Raw genomic sequence first — 15,819 nt, forward strand, 5'->3', positions numbered from 1 at the left:
CTGGCCGGCAACGTCCGGATCTGCGATTGCCGGCCAGCGGCCGGCACTACCGATAATGAAAAACGCCGGCTTGCGCCGGCGTTCCTTGATTCTTACGGGGCCTTCTGGATCACCGCACACGCCAGGCGTGCGCCGGCGTTGCCGGTCGGCTGGGTCTTGTAGTCGTCCGCATCGGCGTGGACGATCAGGCCGCGGCCGATGATGTCGAAGTCATCACCCTTGCCGATGTTGACATTGCTCGACACCGGGCCGTCGATGGTGGCCACGCCCTTGTCGTCGGCCTTGATGTTGGGCATGTCGCCGCCGTGGTGCGGATCGGTGGCGACGTTGCCGTGATCCTGCTTGCCCGGGTTGAAGTGGCCGCCGGCGCTCATGCCGTCCGGCGCGCTGCAGTCGCCCTTCTCGTGGATGTGGAAGCCGTGCTCGCTGCCCGGCTTCAGGCCAGTGATCTGGCCGGTCACGTGGACCTTGCCGTCGACCACCTTGAAGGTGACGCTGCCCTTGGTTTCGTTGCCCTGGGTCGGTGCCAGTTCGGCGGTGGCCGAGGCATCGGCAGCCGGTGCCGCAGCCGGTTCAGGAGTTGCAGCCGGCTCGGTGGTGGCGCCGTCAGCCGGCGCGGCCGGCGGAGTCTCAGTCTGCGGCGCGGCGGGCTGCTGGTTACAGGCCGCCAGGCCCAGCGCGGCGATGGCCGCAAACAGCGAAGTGTGGATCAGACGCATTGGAATCTCTCCCTGGATGTTGCCTGCAGTGATCAGCGGACGACCCGGATCACGCCACAGGCGATGCGGACGCCGGCATTGCCGGCGGGCTGGCTGCGATAGTCGTCGGCGTTGGCATGCACGACCAGTGCACGTCCGGCGATATCGGTGGCGGCGCCTCCGCCAAGGGTAACGCCCTTGAGGTGGATATCGACGTTGGCGCGGCCCTGGGCATCGGCACGCAGGTTGTCCATGTCGCCCAGGTGGTGCTTGCCGGTGCCGGCGCGGCCATGCGCGGCGCCACCGGGGTTGAAGTGGTTGCCGGCGCTGCTGGCATCCACCGCGCTGCAGTCGCCGCGCTCGTGGATGTGGAAACCGGCCTGCTGCATCGGCTGCAGGCCACCGATCAGGCCGGTGATGTGGATACCTCCGGGCTCCACCATCAGTGCGATGCGGCCACTGACGATGCTGGCCGAGGCCGGCGACAGATTGGCCTCGCCCTGCTTCGCTGCGCTGACCACGGTGGGCGGCGGCGGGGTGGGCTCGGCCTTCTTCGGCGCGCTGCCACAGGCAGACAGCAGCACGGCGGCGGACAACGGCAGGATGGCAAAGGACAGACGCATCGAAGACTCCTTGCAGGTGACACTAAGCATTGCATCGTCCATGAACGATCAACGGTTCGGCAAGCGGGCGCGAGGATCGCGTGCAGGGACCGTTCAATGGCCCCCGCGACGGCGCCCGGCGCCCAGCTTGCGGGTAAGGGTATTGCGGCCGAGGCCGAGGCGGGCAGCGGCTTCGGCGCGGCGACCGTGGGTGATCTGCAGCGCTGCCTCCAGCAGGGCATGGTCGACCCGCTCGCGCACCTGCGCGTGCAGCCCTTCCACGCCCTCGGCCAGCTGACGGCGCGCCCATTCGGCCAGCAGCGCTTCCCATTGGCCCGGATCGGCTGCGCTGGCGCTGTTGCGGCGGCCGCGCGCGCGGTTCAGCGCGGTATCGACATCGGCCACGCCGATGGTGTCGGCGGCGGCCAGCGCGGCCATCCGCCAGCACACGTTCTCCAGTTCGCGCACGTTGCCCGGCCAGTCGTGTTCGCGCAGCGCCTGCAGAGCCGCGGCGGTGAGGCGCTTAGGCGGCGTATCCAGCCTGCGTGCGGCGGCGGCCAGGAACGTGCTGGCCAGTTGCGCGATGTCCTCGCGGCGCTCACGCAGCGGCGGCAACTGCAGGCGCACCACGTCCAGGCGATGCAGCAGATCGGCGCGGAACTTGCCCTGCGCGACCAGGCCTTCCAGATCCTGGTGGGTGGCGGCCACCACGCGCACATCGACGCGGATCAGCTCGCGGCCACCGACGCGGAAGAACTCACCCTGCGCCAGCACACGCAGCAGGCGGGTCTGCAGCGGCAACGGCATGTCGCCGATCTCATCCAGGAACAGCGTGCCGCCGTTGGCCTGCTCGAAGCGGCCGACATGACGGCGCTGCGCACCGGTGAAGGCGCCAGCTTCGTGGCCGAACAGCTCGCTCTCCAGCAGTTCGGCCGGGATCGCGGCGGTATTGAGCGCGACGAACGGACCCTGCGCACGCGGCGATTCGCGGTGCAGCGCATTGGCCACCAGCTCCTTGCCGGTGCCGGTCTCGCCGGTGACCAGCACCGCCAGCGGTGCCTGCGCCAGGCGACCGATGGCGCGGAACAGCGCACGCATCGGGGGGGTATCGCCCACCAGTTGCGGCGGCTGGTCGCCGGGCGTTTCGGCGGCGGGGCTGGGGGCGGCCAGCGCGGGCGCCACGGCCGGCAGCACACGTTGCGCCAGCGCCACGGCATCGTCCAGGTCGAACGGCTTGGACAGGAATTCATGCGCGCCCCCGCGGAACGCACCGGCGGTGCTGGCGACATCGGTATAGGCCGACATCACCACCACCGGCAGCTGCGGCAACGCGGCCTTGAGCTTGTCCAGCAGTACCAGGCCATCGTCGCCGGGCATGCGCACATCGGTGAACAGCAGCGCCGGCGGCGGGCCCGCGCTCAACGCCTGCAGGGCGGGAGCGGCACTGTCGAAATCGACGACCTGGTACCCCGCCTCGCGCAGCGCGGTGCACAGTACGAAGCGCACCGCACGATCATCGTCGACCACCCAGATGCGCTGTGCGGTGGTGGGGGACTCAGACATCGCGCGGGGCCTCCTCGGCAGGAGCGGCGCCGTTGCCGATCGGCAACAGCAGGGTGAACACGGTATGGCCCGGACGCGAGCGGTAGGTGAGCGTGCCGCGATGCTCGCGCGCGACCTGCTGGGCCAGTGCCAGGCCCAGCCCGGTGCCTTCGGCACGGCCACTGACCAGCGGCAGGAACAGGTGTTCGGCCAGCTCCTCGGGCACGCCACGGCCGTCGTCGGCGATTTCCAGGCGCAAGGCCAACGTGTGCAACTGCTCGGCGATGCGCACCCCATGCTCCACGCGGGTGCGCAGGGTGATGCTGCCGGCACCGGCCTGGATCGCGTTGCGCACCAGGTTCCACACCGCCTGGGTGAGGCGGTCGGCGTCGCCGTGGAATTCGGGAATGCTGGGGTCGTAGTCGCGCTGCAGGCGTACCGCCCAGCCGGCCTCGTTCTCGGCCAGGCGCAGCACACGTTCCAGCGCGGCATGGATGTTCAGTTCCGCATGCGGCGCGGCCGGGGCCGGCGACAGCAGCTGGTCGAGAAGGCCGTTGAGGCGCTCGATCTCCGAGCCGATCAGTTCGATCAGCTCACGTTCGCTGGCGTCGCGCTGCGCCGCGCGGCGGGCCAGCAGCTGGGCCGCGCCCTTCAGCCCGGCCAGCGGGTTGCGCAGCTCGTGGGCCAGGCCCTTCAGCGCCGCGCTGAGCGCACTGGGCAGCGCCTGGGTTGGGTCCAGCCCGGGGAATTCATCGACCGGATGCGCCTCCAGCAGCCAGCCACCATCGTCGCGGCGGCTCATCCAGCCCTCGGCGAAGCGCGGCGCCTCGCCGGGCACCGCCAGCGCCAGCCGGTTCAGGCGCAGGCTGTCGCGCTCATCGCGGGCCAGGAAATGGGCAAGTGCCTCGCCCTGCACTTCCAGTGCGGCCAATGGCCGACCCAGCAGGCGCCGGACGCTGACGCCCAGCCAGCGGGCGAAGGCCGGATTGCAGCCGGCAATGCAGCCATCGGCCCCGGCCCAGGCCAGCGGCGTGCCCAGGGCATCAAGGGACGGCGGGGGTGCGGGGTCGGACATTGCACCAATGTAGTGCAAAACGCGGGGTTCGGGGTCAGAGCCCTTTCCTGGCGGAAAGGGATCTGACCCCTGCTGCAGGTCGAGCAAGCTCGACCATTGCCAGATGCGTGGCCGGTTACAGCTTCATGTTGAGGCCAACGAACACGCTGCGGCCCGGGGCTGGCGAGAACATCGGGCGGGCGCTGTCCCAGAAGAAGCTGTCGTACCAGGCGTAGGCGTACTCGCGGCCGGTGACGTTCTTCAGTTGCAGGTCCACGCTGAAACGCGGGGTGAGCTGATAGGCAGCACTGAGGTCGAGCACGGCGAAGCCACCGAACTTGCCGGCCACGTTGCGCTCCTCAAGGTAGTAGTCGCCCTGCGCGCGTGCCTGCAGGCCGAGGCGCAGCGCGTCGCTGGCGCGGTAGTCCACACCCAGATTGCTGATGTGGCGCGGGGTGGCGGCCACTTCGCGGCCGTGCAGGGAAATGCCGGCATCGCGGTCGTCGCGGGTGATCTTCGCTTCCTGGTAGGCGTGCGACGCCCATACCGTCCAGTCATCGCCCAGCTGCAGGCTCAACTGCGCATCCACGCCGCGCCGGCGGGTCTTGCCCAGGGTGACCGTGGTGCCGGTGGCAGGCATGTTGGATACCTCGTTTTCCGCGTCCTGCTGCCACACCGCCAGGCGCGCCTGGGCGCCCTGGAACGGCTGGAACTTCAGGCCCAGCTCCATGCCCGTATTGGTGGACGGCTGCATCGGCGCCTGCCCCGGGGTGAGGTAGGCCGGTGCGGTGGACCCGGTCAGCACCTGGAAGGTGCGGCCCCAGTTGGCGTAGACGTGGGTGGTCTGGCCCAGGCTGTGGATGATGCTCAGCTTGGGCTGGCCGATGCTGCCGTAATCCTGCAGCCGGGCGGTGATGCCGTTCATCAGGTGCGTGCTGCCACTGAAGCGATCGATACGATAGGCCGGCACGATCTTCCACGCCTCGGCGGGCTGGTAGATCGCCTGCACGTAGGCGCCCCAGTTGTCGAAGCTGTGGCGGTCGTCGTTCTGCACGCGCGCCGGCGGCTGGCTGTAATCGGTCGGTTCGGCGTAGGCATAGCGCTCGCGGATATAGCCGTTGTCCTGCTGCTCGTAGTTCAGGCCGCCCTCGACAGTAAGCGTGGAGCTGGCCTGCCAGGTCAGCGTGCTGAGCAGGCCAGTCTGGCGTTCATCCCACACGCGGCGCTGGCGCGGCAGGTTGCCGGTGGGCAGGTCGCTGAAGGTCACGCGGCGGTCGTCTTCATAGCGGTTGTAGTAGAGCCGCGTGCCGAAGGTGAGTGCGTCGGACAGCTTCAGGTCGACGTGCGCGGCGATCTGGCGCATGTCGCGGTCATCGCCGTCGTTGCCGTTGCGCAGCTCGCTGCCACGGCGGTGCGTGCGCAGTTCCTCGGCGGTCATGAAGCCCGGTTCGTCGGCCTCATGGTGGTAGGCGCGCGCGGTCAGGCCCACGCGCAGCCCTTCGTCCAGCGTGCCGAAGAACCACTTGCCGCCCAGCGAGTACTTCCTGGAGGTGTCGTGGTCGCGATAACCATCGCTGGCCTGGGTGCCGACAAAGTAGTTCTGCGCGAAGCCATTGGCTTCGCGGCCAATCGCCAGCTGCGCATCACGGGTGTTGTAGCTGCCGTAGGCCAGGCGCGCATCGGTGTAGCTGCCGCCCTGGCGCGTACCGAAGTTCACGTTGCCGCCGATGTTGTGCAGGCCATAGCGCGGATCGTTGGTACCACGCACCACTTCGATGTAGCTGATGTCCAGCGGGAACAGCATGTCGATGAAGCGCTGGTTGCCGCTGTTGACGTTGCTGGGGATGCCATCGATCAGCGTCTTGATGGCATTGAGGTAACCCTCGCCGTTGAAGGCGCGGAAGCTGATCTTGCCCGATTCGGCGCCCTGCCGGGTTTCGGTGAGCTGGATGCCGGGCATCTGCCCGAGCAGTTCCCAGCTGTGCGAAACGTTGCGGTTTTCGATCTGGTCTGCACCCAGCACGTCCACCGAAGTCAGCACCTGGTGCGCACTGAGCTGGCCTTCGCCGTGCTGGTGCACCTGCACCTTGCCGAGGGTGAGCGCGGCATCGGCGGACTGTGCGAAAGCTTCAGGGGCGAACGGTGCGGCCGCCAGGGCGGCCACAAGGGTGGGAGTCTTCATGGGAAGGGGCGGTTATGGTGAAATGTAATTATATAACATTTCACATGCCCGCTTTTGCAGCGTCGAGCAAGGCTCGGCGCTACAAGGGCGGGAGCCGGGGGGGATTACACCGGGTAGCCGGTGGCTTCCCGTGCCTTCTTCCAGGCGGCTTCGAATTCACGCGCGGAGATTTCGTCGTCCTTGTCGAAATCCAGGAACGACACCGGCTGGTCGGCCAGCAGGAAACGGTCATCGCTGTGGGCGTGCTCGTCGGCCCAGACCATCTTGGTGCCGTAGATTTCCACCTGCCGCACGATCTTGTCGCCGCGCGCTTCCATCAGCACGTTGCCCTTGCCCAGGCCCGATTCGGCCCAGTGCTTGTAGTACTTCTTTGCGGCGGATTTCGCGCCGGGTTTTGCGTTGTGCTTTGCGTAGGTCATTGCAGGGGTCCTGGCCGCAGGCGCGGCCGGAAAGTTCGGAATGGCGCCATTATCAGGCATCCGGGGCCAGAGCCTTTCCTTTGGAAAGGGATCCGCCCCCTGCTGGTTCAGTTCGGCAGGGGCACGCCCTTCGGCCACAGCATCCAGATGTTGCCCTTCTGCTTCATGTCGCCGGCCAGCTTGCCGGCGGCATCGCCACTGCCCCAGTACAGGTCCGCGCGCACTTCGCCGGCGATGGCGCCGCCGGTGTCCTGCGCAGCCACCGGGCGTACCACGGGCGTGCCATCGGGGCGCGTGGTCGACAGCCACAGCAGGCTGCCCAGCGGCACCACGGTACGGTCTACCGCCACGCTGTAGCCCGCGGTGAGCGGCACGTTCAGTGAACCACGCGGGCCTTCCGGGCTGTCCGGATTGCGCACGAAGAACACATAGCTGGGGTTGCTGCGCAGCAGTTCCGGCACGCGCGCGGGATTGGCCCGGGCCCAGGCGCGGATCGCGTCCATGGTGACGTCTTCCTTCTTCAGCTGGCCCTGGTCCACCAGCCAACGACCGATGGCACGGTAGGGGTGGCCGTTCTGTTCCGCATAGGCCAGCCGTACCTGCTTGCCATCGGCCAGGCGCACGCGGCCGGACCCCTGGATCTGCAGCAACTGCAGGTCCATCGGATCGGTCAGCCAGGCCAGCACCGGCGCCTTGGCGCCCTTGGCCGCGATGGTGCCGGCGTCGTCATAGGGCTTGAGCACCTTGCCTTCGACGCGCCCGCGCAGGCGCTTGCCCTTCAGTTCCGGGTAGAGGCTGTCCAGCTGCACCACCACCAGATCATCCGGCGTGCCGTAGACCGGCACCGTCGCCTTGTCGGTGCGGGTCAGGCTGCCGGGGTAGATCGGCTCGTAGTAGCCGGTGATCAATCCGTCGGCCTGATGGCCACCGGCACGCAGCGCATAGGCATCGAGGTCGCGCTGCAGGAACTGGCGGATCGCGGCCGGGTTCTTGTCTGACACCGCTGCGGCGGTGGCGCAGGGCTTGGCCCAGACAGCGTCGTTTTTCAGGCGGGCGCAGCTGCTGCGCCAAGCCACGAAGCCGGCCTGCAGATCGCTGTCCGAGACCGCTGGCAGGGCTTTCCAGCCGACCTTGGCGTAGGTGGCCGCCGGCGGCGAGGTCGGCGTGGGCGCTTCGGAGCCCGTGCGGGGAGCGGTGGTGGCGCAACCGGCGAGCACGGCCGCTGCCAGCAGGGTCCAGTGCTTGCGCTTGAAGAAGGTGGCGGAATCGATCATGCCGCCATGGTGGCGGGCCGGCCGCTGGGCGGCAACCCAGCGCGGGGCCAAGCGTTCATGCGCGGAGTCACGGCGTCTGCAGCAGCAGCGAGTGCAGGATGCGGGCGTCCTCGGCATCCAGCGTCTTCGGCAGGTCGTCGCGGCCACGGAAGCGGCGGTGGAACGCAGCGACGGTGGCGTCGCGGTTGTCGAGCGGATAGCCGAAGCGGGCCAGCGCATTCCACGCGTCGAATCCTTCCGGTGCCGCGCCGTCGGCCGCGCGCGGCCACACGCCGAAGCCGGCCTCGGCCAACTGCTGCCATGGGAAGAAGCGGCTCGGATCCTGCTTGCGCGTCGGCGCCAGGTCGGCATGGCCGATCACCTGGCGCGGCGGGATGTTCAGGCGCGTGGTGAGATCGCGCAGCAGCACGATCAGCGATTCGATCTGTGCCGCACTGAACGGGCTGCGGCCATCGTTGTCGAGCTCGATACCGATCGAAGCCGAATTGAGATCGGAGATGGTGCCCCAGCGCCCGGCGCCGGCGTGCCAGGCACGGCGCTCATCAGCCACCAGCTGGTAACGATGGCCATCGGCGCCGATCAGGTAGTGCGCACTGACCGGCCCACCGCTGTTGGCCGTGCGCAACGTATGCAGGCTCTGCTGCACCGATTTCTGCTCGGTGTGGTGGATGACGATGATGACCGGGGTGCGCGCGTTCTGGTTGGGTGATGGGACCCAGGTGGCGAGCGGGTTGTGCTGCACAGGCGCGGTGGCGGTGCAGGCCGAAAGGGCCAGGGCCAGCAGTGTGGAAGCCAGAAGGCGGGGGCTGATCATGGGCGGATTGTAACCATGGACTGCAGCCGTGGTTCTTCGCTTCGTCCGGATCGCTGGAGAACTGGGGAGCTGTCATGCAAAAACTCAATGACGCCCCCACCTCATGCCCAAATCTCAAACTCCAATTCGAATAGCCAAACGCCCAAGTTCCTCATCACCTACCTTCAATCCCCGAAACGGACCCAGCCATGCCGCCGAATCGATTCCAACACCGTGGACACGTGAACCCAGGAACAACCGTCATAACAACTTGAACAAAATGATTCATCAACGGCCCCTCAGATCCCGCCAGTGGCCGATCTGGTCAATCCCTCCGCGCCCGCATTGCGAAGAAATCTACCTTGGCGCGTCACCACTGCTTCGACCGGTGACATACAGACTGGCAACACCGTCAAGCCGAGCAACTTCATCGAGGCGGCCGTTTAACCCCAACTTCCATTGAACAAGCAACCGCCCAGAACCCTATGCCCTCACCTTCCTAACCGACTCCACCCACTCAGCCCAGACAGAGGAATCATCAAGACAACCGGAATCACCTAGAGGCGACATAAGGCGAACAACAACTTCGAACAGCGGAAGATCCTCACCAGATCGATCAAAAATCGACTCAAGGAATACCATCATTACCGAGAACGCATCCAGCAACGCCAAGTACTCGCCCGACGAATTAATTTGTGCGCTACAAAATTCAGAATTAAGAGCACTCCCCACGGTGACAACCTCTGCAAATGCATCACACCAGTCATCCCACATTGCCGGATCGTTGGGCAAGCCATTTGCCCATAGAAATGACCCTCCCGAAGATAACAGATCAACAAGAGTGTCCTGCCCCTCCCCCCTCTCCATATACTTCTGAAGGAACACGCACATCAATACATATGCAGCCTGAACGGAAATTCTTCCAGCATCTTTCACATCACTAGCACTCATTTCGTGACCTTCTTTTGCTCCGACAGCCCGCCCGCCAGTGCGCCAACTGCCTGCGACAACGCCAGCACCATCTCTTTCTGCTCCGGGCTCAGCTTGGAGGGGTCTCCGCCGGTCAATGTATTAGTCAGTACCTTCGCGGCCAACTCGCCGCCGGCCGCGGACACCGCTCCGGTTCCCGCACCGCCACCATCGGCTTCCGCCAGCAGCGCACCCAACACCGCATGCGACAGCAGTTGCAGAGTCGCATTGGGGTCGCTGCCGTGGTTCGGGTCAAGCGTGCTGCCGATGAAGTGAGCGGCATAGGGCGCCAGTGCATTGGACGCGGCCTGGCCAGCGCCCTGTCCCGCCACACCGCCCACCAGCGCCGTCGTCACTGCGTTCAGTGCACGGTTGTACTCATCGATGCCCCCTACTTCCCCGCGCCGCTGTATGCCTGGCTATTTGCCGCCGCCACCTTGCTGCGCACAGGCACCCGATTCCATCGCCCTCAGTCACAAGGCCGTGTTGACCTTCATCATTCGTCCAATCCGCGGCCAGATCAACATGTAGAAGGCACCCACGGCCAACCCGATGAAAAGCATGATGCCAGCGCGCCTGGGAGCCCACCCAAACCAAAAGGAAGGACTGGTCCAGACCTTTATCCAAGCGCCAGGAGAGAAGGCACCCTCGAACGCGAGCCACGCCAACAAGGCACAGATTGGTGCAGCTACAACATAACGAGCTTTGAACCGCGGAAGAAACTTGTCCACAAGCATAACCCCGGGCACACCGAAGATGAGGCCCGACACAGCGGCTATGGCGCAAACCAGCGATGTGAAAATTGCAGCCTGCGAAAAGCTGCCTATCCGAGAACTCAGCGGAATGCCTATGAATAGAGCCGCTCCAAGCACGGAGCTGGCAATCACAGACACAATCTTTGCCCCCAACTCACGCTCACTCACTGGCAGATCTCCACCATCTTTCCATCAGAGCCCCGGTAGCTCATGCATTTCTGCCTTGAGGGAAAAGTACTCCAAGGCCACCGCAACTTGCCAACTTCGCCACCAGTATCGCGCGTATTGGAACTCCACACTTGGCCCACCAATTCGAGTTGAACATTGGACGCGAACCCGTACCCCAGCCTCTGGTTGAGACTGAGAATCCACCGAATCCATCCGGAAGCACCTGTCGGATCACAAAGCCCGGATCCAATGCATGTGCTCCAGGCACCATGATGTTGATCAGACTGCTGGTGCTCGGATCGACGATCGATGCTGGAAAGCCCCAGCTCCGGAGGCAGGCCGTAGGAGAGTCGCCACAGACCGGAGGAAAGGCAGCGATAGGTGAGCTCCACAGCGAAGCTCCAGTGTTCTCGATCTCCTGCGCCGGCCACACTACGCACCAGCGCATGCGGACTGTATTCGTCCAGGGTCAGCAGGTAGACATACCATTCGATGTCTTCCATCACTGCTGCGGAAGTCGCCTGGATCACGCCTACTCCGTTCTGTAGTCCATCGAGGTCGTTGGAGGCGTGTACACGCCCACCTGCAGACAGCCATTGGAGCAGGAACGGTAGAGCCACGCCATGCGTGGATGGGCTACCCGCTGTGCCGACCAACGGTCGGCACCCACCAGAGCAGACCCAGACCCCGTGCCAAGCAAGCTTGGCACCTACCAGAACAAGGACAGTGGAAGTGCCGACCAACGGTCGGCACCCACCACGTCAGTGCGCCGCCACGTCAGGCCTCGTAGGCGGACTCGCCGTGCGAAGTCACATCCAGGCCGGTGCGTTCGGCCTCTTCGGTCACCCGCAGGCCGACCACGACCTTGACCACCAACAGGATGACCGCGGTCATCACCGCCGACCACACCACGGTCAGGCCGACGCTGACCACCTGCACCCAGACCTGATGGGCGATATCCAGATCGGCCTTGGTGCCGCCCAGCGACTGCGCACTGAACACGCCGGTGAGGATCGCGCCGACGATGCCGCCGACACCATGCACACCGAACACGTCGGCGGTGTCGTCCACCTTCAGCAGGCGCTTCAGGCCGGTCACGCCCCACACGCAGACCACGCCGGCGACAAAACCGATCACGATCGCGCCAAGCGGCCCGACGGTGCCACAGGCCGGGGTGATGCCGACCAGCCCGGCCACCGCACCCGACGCAGCGCCCAGTGCCGACGGCTTGCCCTTGCCGATCGCTTCCACCAGCGTCCAGCCAAGCACGGCGGCAGCGGTGGCCAGCACGGTGTTGAGGAAGGCCAGCGAGGCCACGGTGTCGGCCGCTGCTGCCGAGCCAGCGTTGAAGCCGAACCAGCCCACCCAAAGCAGCATCGCGCCGATGTAGGTAAACGGCACATTGTGCGGCTTCAGCGCGGTCTGGCCATAGCCCAGGCGCTTGCCGACGAACCACGCGCCGACCAGGCCGGCGACGCCCGCGTTGATGTGGACCACGGTACCGCCGGCGAAGTCGATGGCACCCAGCTCACCCAGGTAGCCGCCACCCCAGACGATATGTGCCATCGGGATGTAGCTGAGGGTGAACCACAGCGCCGAGAACAGCAGCACCGCGCGGAACTTGATGCGCTCGGCGAAGGCACCGACGATCAGCGCGGTGGTGATGCCGGCAAAGGTCGACTGGAACGCGACGAACAGATAGTCCGGCAGGCCCTTGATCGGCGTGTTGCCCACCGACTCCGGGGTGAAGCCCTTGAGGAAGGCGAATTCGGTGAACGAGCCGAAGAACGGATTGCCGGCGCTGAACACCGCGCTGTAGCCATAGGCCACCCACAGCAGCAGCACCAGCGAGAACACCACCAGGATCTGGCTGAGCACCGACAGCACATTCTTCGAACGCACCAGGCCGCCGTAGAACAGGGCCAGGCCCGGTACCACCATCAACAGCACCAGCAGGGTCGAGGTGAGCATCCAGGCGACGTCGCCACGATCATAGGCGGCGGCCGCTTCGGCCACGGCCGGCGCCGCGGCGGTGGCGGCCGCATCGTGCAGCGGCTCGACCGCCACGCTTTCGCTCGGCAACGGCGATACCTGGGCCTGGGCATGGGCGCTGCCCGGCCAGGCACCGGCGGCCAGTGCGCTGAGCAGCATCAACAGGCACACCAGATGGAACCGGGCTTGCCACCCGGTGAGAAGGCGCATCTTCATGGGGGGAATCTCCGGAAGGGGGTTACAGCGCGTCGGCACCGATTTCGCCGGTGCGGATGCGGATGACCTGTTCGACGGCGGTGACGAAAATCTTGCCGTCACCGATCTTGCCGGTGCCTGCCGACGACTGGATCGCTTCGATCACCGCGTCGGCACGCTCGTCGGTGACCACCGTTTCGATCTTGATCTTGGGCAGGAAATCGACGACGTACTCGGCGCCGCGATACAGCTCGGTGTGGCCCTTCTGGCGACCGAAACCTTTCACTTCGGTCACGGTGATGCCCGACACGCCTGCATCGGACAGGGCCTCGCGGACCTCGTCGAGCTTGAACGGTCGGATGATGGCGGAGATCAGTTTCATGCGCATGTCCCGAGGGTGGATGGGGCCAGCGCGCCAGCGCGCGTTGGCATCAGGCAACCACGGGTCATCAGGATGATGACCGTGGCTGTTGCACCGGACACGTACAAGGCCGGGACGGCCGTGCCTCTCTCCTTGCACGACCGACGCGGGAGGGAGGGCGGCCCTGGTCGCGTATCCGGTCTCTCTCTTGCCCCTGGATAGGGATCAGCGCCCATTCGTAAACGAATGGGATCCGACCCCGATCTGACCGCGGCTCCCCAGCCGCGAAAACGGAAGCGATGGCGGCGGGTGGGAGGGGGAACCCACCGCCATCGCATCCGGTCAGCTGGCGTAGTACAGCTGGTATTCCAGCGGGTGGGTGGCCGCGCGGAACTTGGTCACTTCCTGCATCTTCAGCGCGATGTAGCCGTCGATGAAGTCATCGCTCATCACGCCGCCGGCCTTCAGGAACTCGCGGTCCTTGTCCAGCGCTTCCAGCGCCTGGTCCAGCGAGGAGCAGACCTGCGGGATCAGCTTCTCTTCCTCCGGCGGCAGGTCGTACAGGTCCTTGTCGCTCGGTGCACCCGGGTCGATCTGGTTCTTGATGCCGTCCAGGCCGGCCATCATCAGTGCGGTGAAGGTCAGGTAGCCGGACTGGATCGGGTCCGGGAAGCGCATTTCGATGCGGCGCGCCTTCGGGTTGGACACCCACGGAATGCGGCACGACGCCGAACGGTTGCGGGCCGAGTAGGCCAGCATCACCGGCGCCTCGAAGCCCGGCACCAGGCGCTTGTAGCTGTTGGTGCCCGAGTTGGCGAAGGCATTGATGGCCTTGGCGTGCTTGAAGATGCCGCCGATGTACCACAGCGCCAGCTGGCTCAGGCCACCGTAGCCGTCACCGGAGAACAGGTTGGTGCCGCCCTTGGACAGCGACTGATGCACGTGCATGCCGCTGCCGTTGTCGCCCACGATCGGCTTGGGCATGAAGGTGACGGTCTTGCCGTTGCGGTGCGCGACGTTCTTGATCACGTACTTCATGCGCAGCAGTTCATCGGCCTTCTGCACCAGGGTGCTGAACTTGGTGCCGATCTCGCACTGGCCGGCGGTGGCCACTTCGTGGTGCTGCACTTCCACTTCGATGCCGACCTGTTCCAGGGTCTTGCACATCTCGGCGCGCAGGTCGTGCAGGGTGTCGGTCGGCGGCACGGGGAAGTAGCCGCCCTTCACGCCCGGACGGTAGCCGCTGTTGGCGCCGTCGTACTTGGCGCCGCTGTTCCAGGCGGCTTCTTCGGAATCGACCTTGAAGAAGGTGTTGCCCATTTCATTGGCGAAACGGACCGAGTCGAAGATGAAGAACTCCGGCTCCGGGCCGAAGAACGCGGTTTCGGCGATGCCGGAGGACTTCAGGTAGGCCTCGGCGCGCTTGGCGATGCCGCGCGGGCAGCGGCCGTACGGCTGCATGGTGGCCGGATCGAGGATGTCGCAGCTGATCACGATGGTCGGATCTGCGTAGAACGGGTCGACGTAGGCGCTGGTGGTGTCGGGCAGCAGGACCATGTCCGATTCGTTGATGCCCTTCCAGCCGGCGATCGAGCTGCCGTCGAACATCTTGCCTTCTTCGAACAGCGACGGTTCGACAATGCTGACCGGGAAGGTGACGTGCTGCTCGACGCCACGCATATCCACGAAACGCAGATCGACGAACTCGATCTGGTTGTCCTTGATCAGCTTCTCAACGTTTTCCACGGACATCGGTACGACCTCGGATGGGGATGAATGCCTGCTGAGGTACAGCAACGACCGTGCCAACTTTTCGCTGGCCGCAAGTCATTGATTTCAAAAAGGGCGCTCCGTGGCGGTGCAGAACGGTGCGCACCAAACGGGTGCACCCGCCACCAGACGCACCCGTTTGGTGCGGCAGGGATCGTCTATCCTCTCGACCTTCTTCCTTCCGCCGCGCGTCACGCACCGTCCATGTCCGACCTGCTCTCCGCCCTGCTGCTGGGCATCCTCGAAGGCTTGACCGAGTTCCTGCCGATCTCCAGCACCGGCCACCTGCTCATCGCCCAGCACTGGCTGGGTGCCCGCTCGGACTTCTTCAACATCGTCATCCAGGCCGGCGCGATCGTGGCCGTGATGCTGGTGTTCCGCCAGCGCCTGCTGCAGCTGGCCACCGGCTTCAACCAGCGCGAGAACCGTGAGTACGTGTTCAAGCTGGGCGCCGCCTTCCTGGTCACCGCCGTGGTCGGCCTGGTGGTGCGCAAGGCCGGCTGGTCGCTGCCGGAGACGGTCAGCCCGGTGGCCTGGGCATTGATCATCGGTGGTGTCTGGATGCTGCTGGTGGAGGCCTACACCGCGCGCCTGCCCGACCGCGACCAGGTGACCTGGACGGTGGCGATCGGCGTGGGCCTGGCACAGGTCGTGGCCGGCGTGTTCCCCGGCACCTCGCGCTCGGCCTCGGCGATCTTCCTGGCCATGCTGCTGGGCCTGAGCCGCCGCGCCGCCGCCGCCGAGTTCGTGTTCCTGGTCGGCATTCCCACCATGTTCGCCGCCAGCGCCTACACCTTCCTGGAAATGGCCAAGGCCGGGCAGCTGGGCAGCGAGGACTGGGCCGACGTGGGCGTGGCCTTCCTTGCCGCGGCCATCACCGGCTTCGTCGTAGTGAAGTGGCTGATGGGCTACATCAAGTCGCACAGGTTCACCGCCTTCGCGATCTACCGCATCGCACTGGGCGCGGCGCTGCTGCTGTGGTTGCCCTCCGGCAGCTGAACAGCGCCGGGGTACGGTAACCCCGTTGCCGGCCCCACCCCGTTTC

The 15,819-nt window shown here is 65.9% G+C and carries 15 protein-coding genes; 1 reads left to right on the forward strand and 14 read right to left on the reverse strand.

The window, feature by feature from the left end; all coding sequences use genetic code 11:
* Nucleotides 1–92: 92 nt before the first annotated feature.
* The 14 genes from VG561_RS19945 to glnA form a co-directional block, all read right to left on the reverse strand.
* Entirely contained in the window at nt 93–719 is a 627-nt protein-coding gene (locus VG561_RS19945) for a superoxide dismutase family protein (RefSeq protein WP_049408330.1), read from the reverse strand.
* A gap of 32 nt (nt 720–751) precedes the next feature.
* Nucleotides 752–1,321 carry a superoxide dismutase family protein gene (locus VG561_RS19950; protein ID WP_014645498.1) on the reverse strand — a complete coding sequence of 190 codons (570 nt, stop codon included), beginning with the start codon at nt 1,319–1,321 and terminating at the stop codon, nt 752–754.
* Between the two features lie 93 nt (nt 1,322–1,414).
* Nucleotides 1,415–2,863, reverse strand: coding sequence for a nitrogen regulation protein NR(I) (ntrC, locus tag VG561_RS19955; RefSeq protein ID WP_423179920.1), 1,449 nt, complete (start codon nt 2,861–2,863; stop codon nt 1,415–1,417).
* Complete coding sequence (locus VG561_RS19960; RefSeq protein WP_032959394.1) at nt 2,856–3,917, reverse strand: two-component system sensor histidine kinase NtrB; 1,062 nt, start codon at nt 3,915–3,917, stop codon at nt 2,856–2,858. Before VG561_RS19960 ends, ntrC begins: the two co-directional genes overlap by 8 nt.
* A gap of 115 nt (nt 3,918–4,032) precedes the next feature.
* Complete coding sequence (locus VG561_RS19965) at nt 4,033–6,078, reverse strand: TonB-dependent receptor (protein ID WP_423179921.1); 2,046 nt, start codon at nt 6,076–6,078, stop codon at nt 4,033–4,035.
* 104 nt (nt 6,079–6,182) lie between these two features.
* Nucleotides 6,183–6,497, reverse strand: a complete 315-nt coding sequence (locus VG561_RS19970; RefSeq protein ID WP_423179922.1) for a hypothetical protein — start codon at nt 6,495–6,497, stop codon at nt 6,183–6,185.
* 107 nt (nt 6,498–6,604) lie between these two features.
* Nucleotides 6,605–7,771 carry a murein transglycosylase A gene (locus VG561_RS19975; RefSeq protein ID WP_032959393.1) on the reverse strand — a complete coding sequence of 389 codons (1,167 nt, stop codon included), beginning with the start codon at nt 7,769–7,771 and terminating at the stop codon, nt 6,605–6,607.
* 67 nt (nt 7,772–7,838) lie between these two features.
* Nucleotides 7,839–8,585 carry an N-acetylmuramoyl-L-alanine amidase gene (locus VG561_RS19980; RefSeq protein ID WP_423179923.1) on the reverse strand — a complete coding sequence of 249 codons (747 nt, stop codon included), beginning with the start codon at nt 8,583–8,585 and terminating at the stop codon, nt 7,839–7,841.
* A gap of 462 nt (nt 8,586–9,047) precedes the next feature.
* A complete protein-coding gene (locus VG561_RS19985; protein ID WP_134966507.1) occupies nt 9,048–9,515 on the reverse strand; it encodes a hypothetical protein in 468 nt (155 codons plus the stop codon).
* Nucleotides 9,512–9,889 carry a VENN motif pre-toxin domain-containing protein gene (locus VG561_RS19990; RefSeq protein ID WP_423179924.1) on the reverse strand — a complete coding sequence of 126 codons (378 nt, stop codon included), beginning with the start codon at nt 9,887–9,889 and terminating at the stop codon, nt 9,512–9,514. Before VG561_RS19990 ends, VG561_RS19985 begins: the two co-directional genes overlap by 4 nt.
* 563 nt (nt 9,890–10,452) lie before the next feature.
* Complete coding sequence (locus tag VG561_RS19995; protein WP_423179925.1) at nt 10,453–10,986, reverse strand: hypothetical protein; 534 nt, start codon at nt 10,984–10,986, stop codon at nt 10,453–10,455.
* A gap of 247 nt (nt 10,987–11,233) precedes the next feature.
* Nucleotides 11,234–12,664 carry an ammonium transporter gene (gene amt, locus VG561_RS20000; protein WP_014645492.1) on the reverse strand — a complete coding sequence of 477 codons (1,431 nt, stop codon included), beginning with the start codon at nt 12,662–12,664 and terminating at the stop codon, nt 11,234–11,236.
* A gap of 22 nt (nt 12,665–12,686) precedes the next feature.
* On the reverse strand, nt 12,687–13,025 hold the full coding sequence (locus VG561_RS20005; protein ID WP_004134334.1) for a P-II family nitrogen regulator: 339 nt from the start codon (nt 13,023–13,025) through the stop codon (nt 12,687–12,689).
* A 321-nt stretch (nt 13,026–13,346) separates the two neighbouring features.
* On the reverse strand, nt 13,347–14,756 hold the full coding sequence (gene glnA / locus VG561_RS20010; protein ID WP_014645491.1) for a type I glutamate--ammonia ligase: 1,410 nt from the start codon (nt 14,754–14,756) through the stop codon (nt 13,347–13,349).
* A 222-nt stretch (nt 14,757–14,978) separates the two neighbouring features.
* Here glnA and VG561_RS20015 point away from each other — a divergent pair, with 222 nt between their 5' ends.
* A complete protein-coding gene (locus VG561_RS20015) occupies nt 14,979–15,773 on the forward strand; it encodes an undecaprenyl-diphosphate phosphatase (protein ID WP_164077202.1) in 795 nt (264 codons plus the stop codon).
* Nucleotides 15,774–15,819: the final 46 nt, after the last annotated feature.

Origin of the sequence: Stenotrophomonas sp. CASM110 (assembly GCF_049384345.1) — a bacterium.
GTDB lineage: Bacteria > Pseudomonadota > Gammaproteobacteria > Xanthomonadales > Xanthomonadaceae > Stenotrophomonas > Stenotrophomonas muris.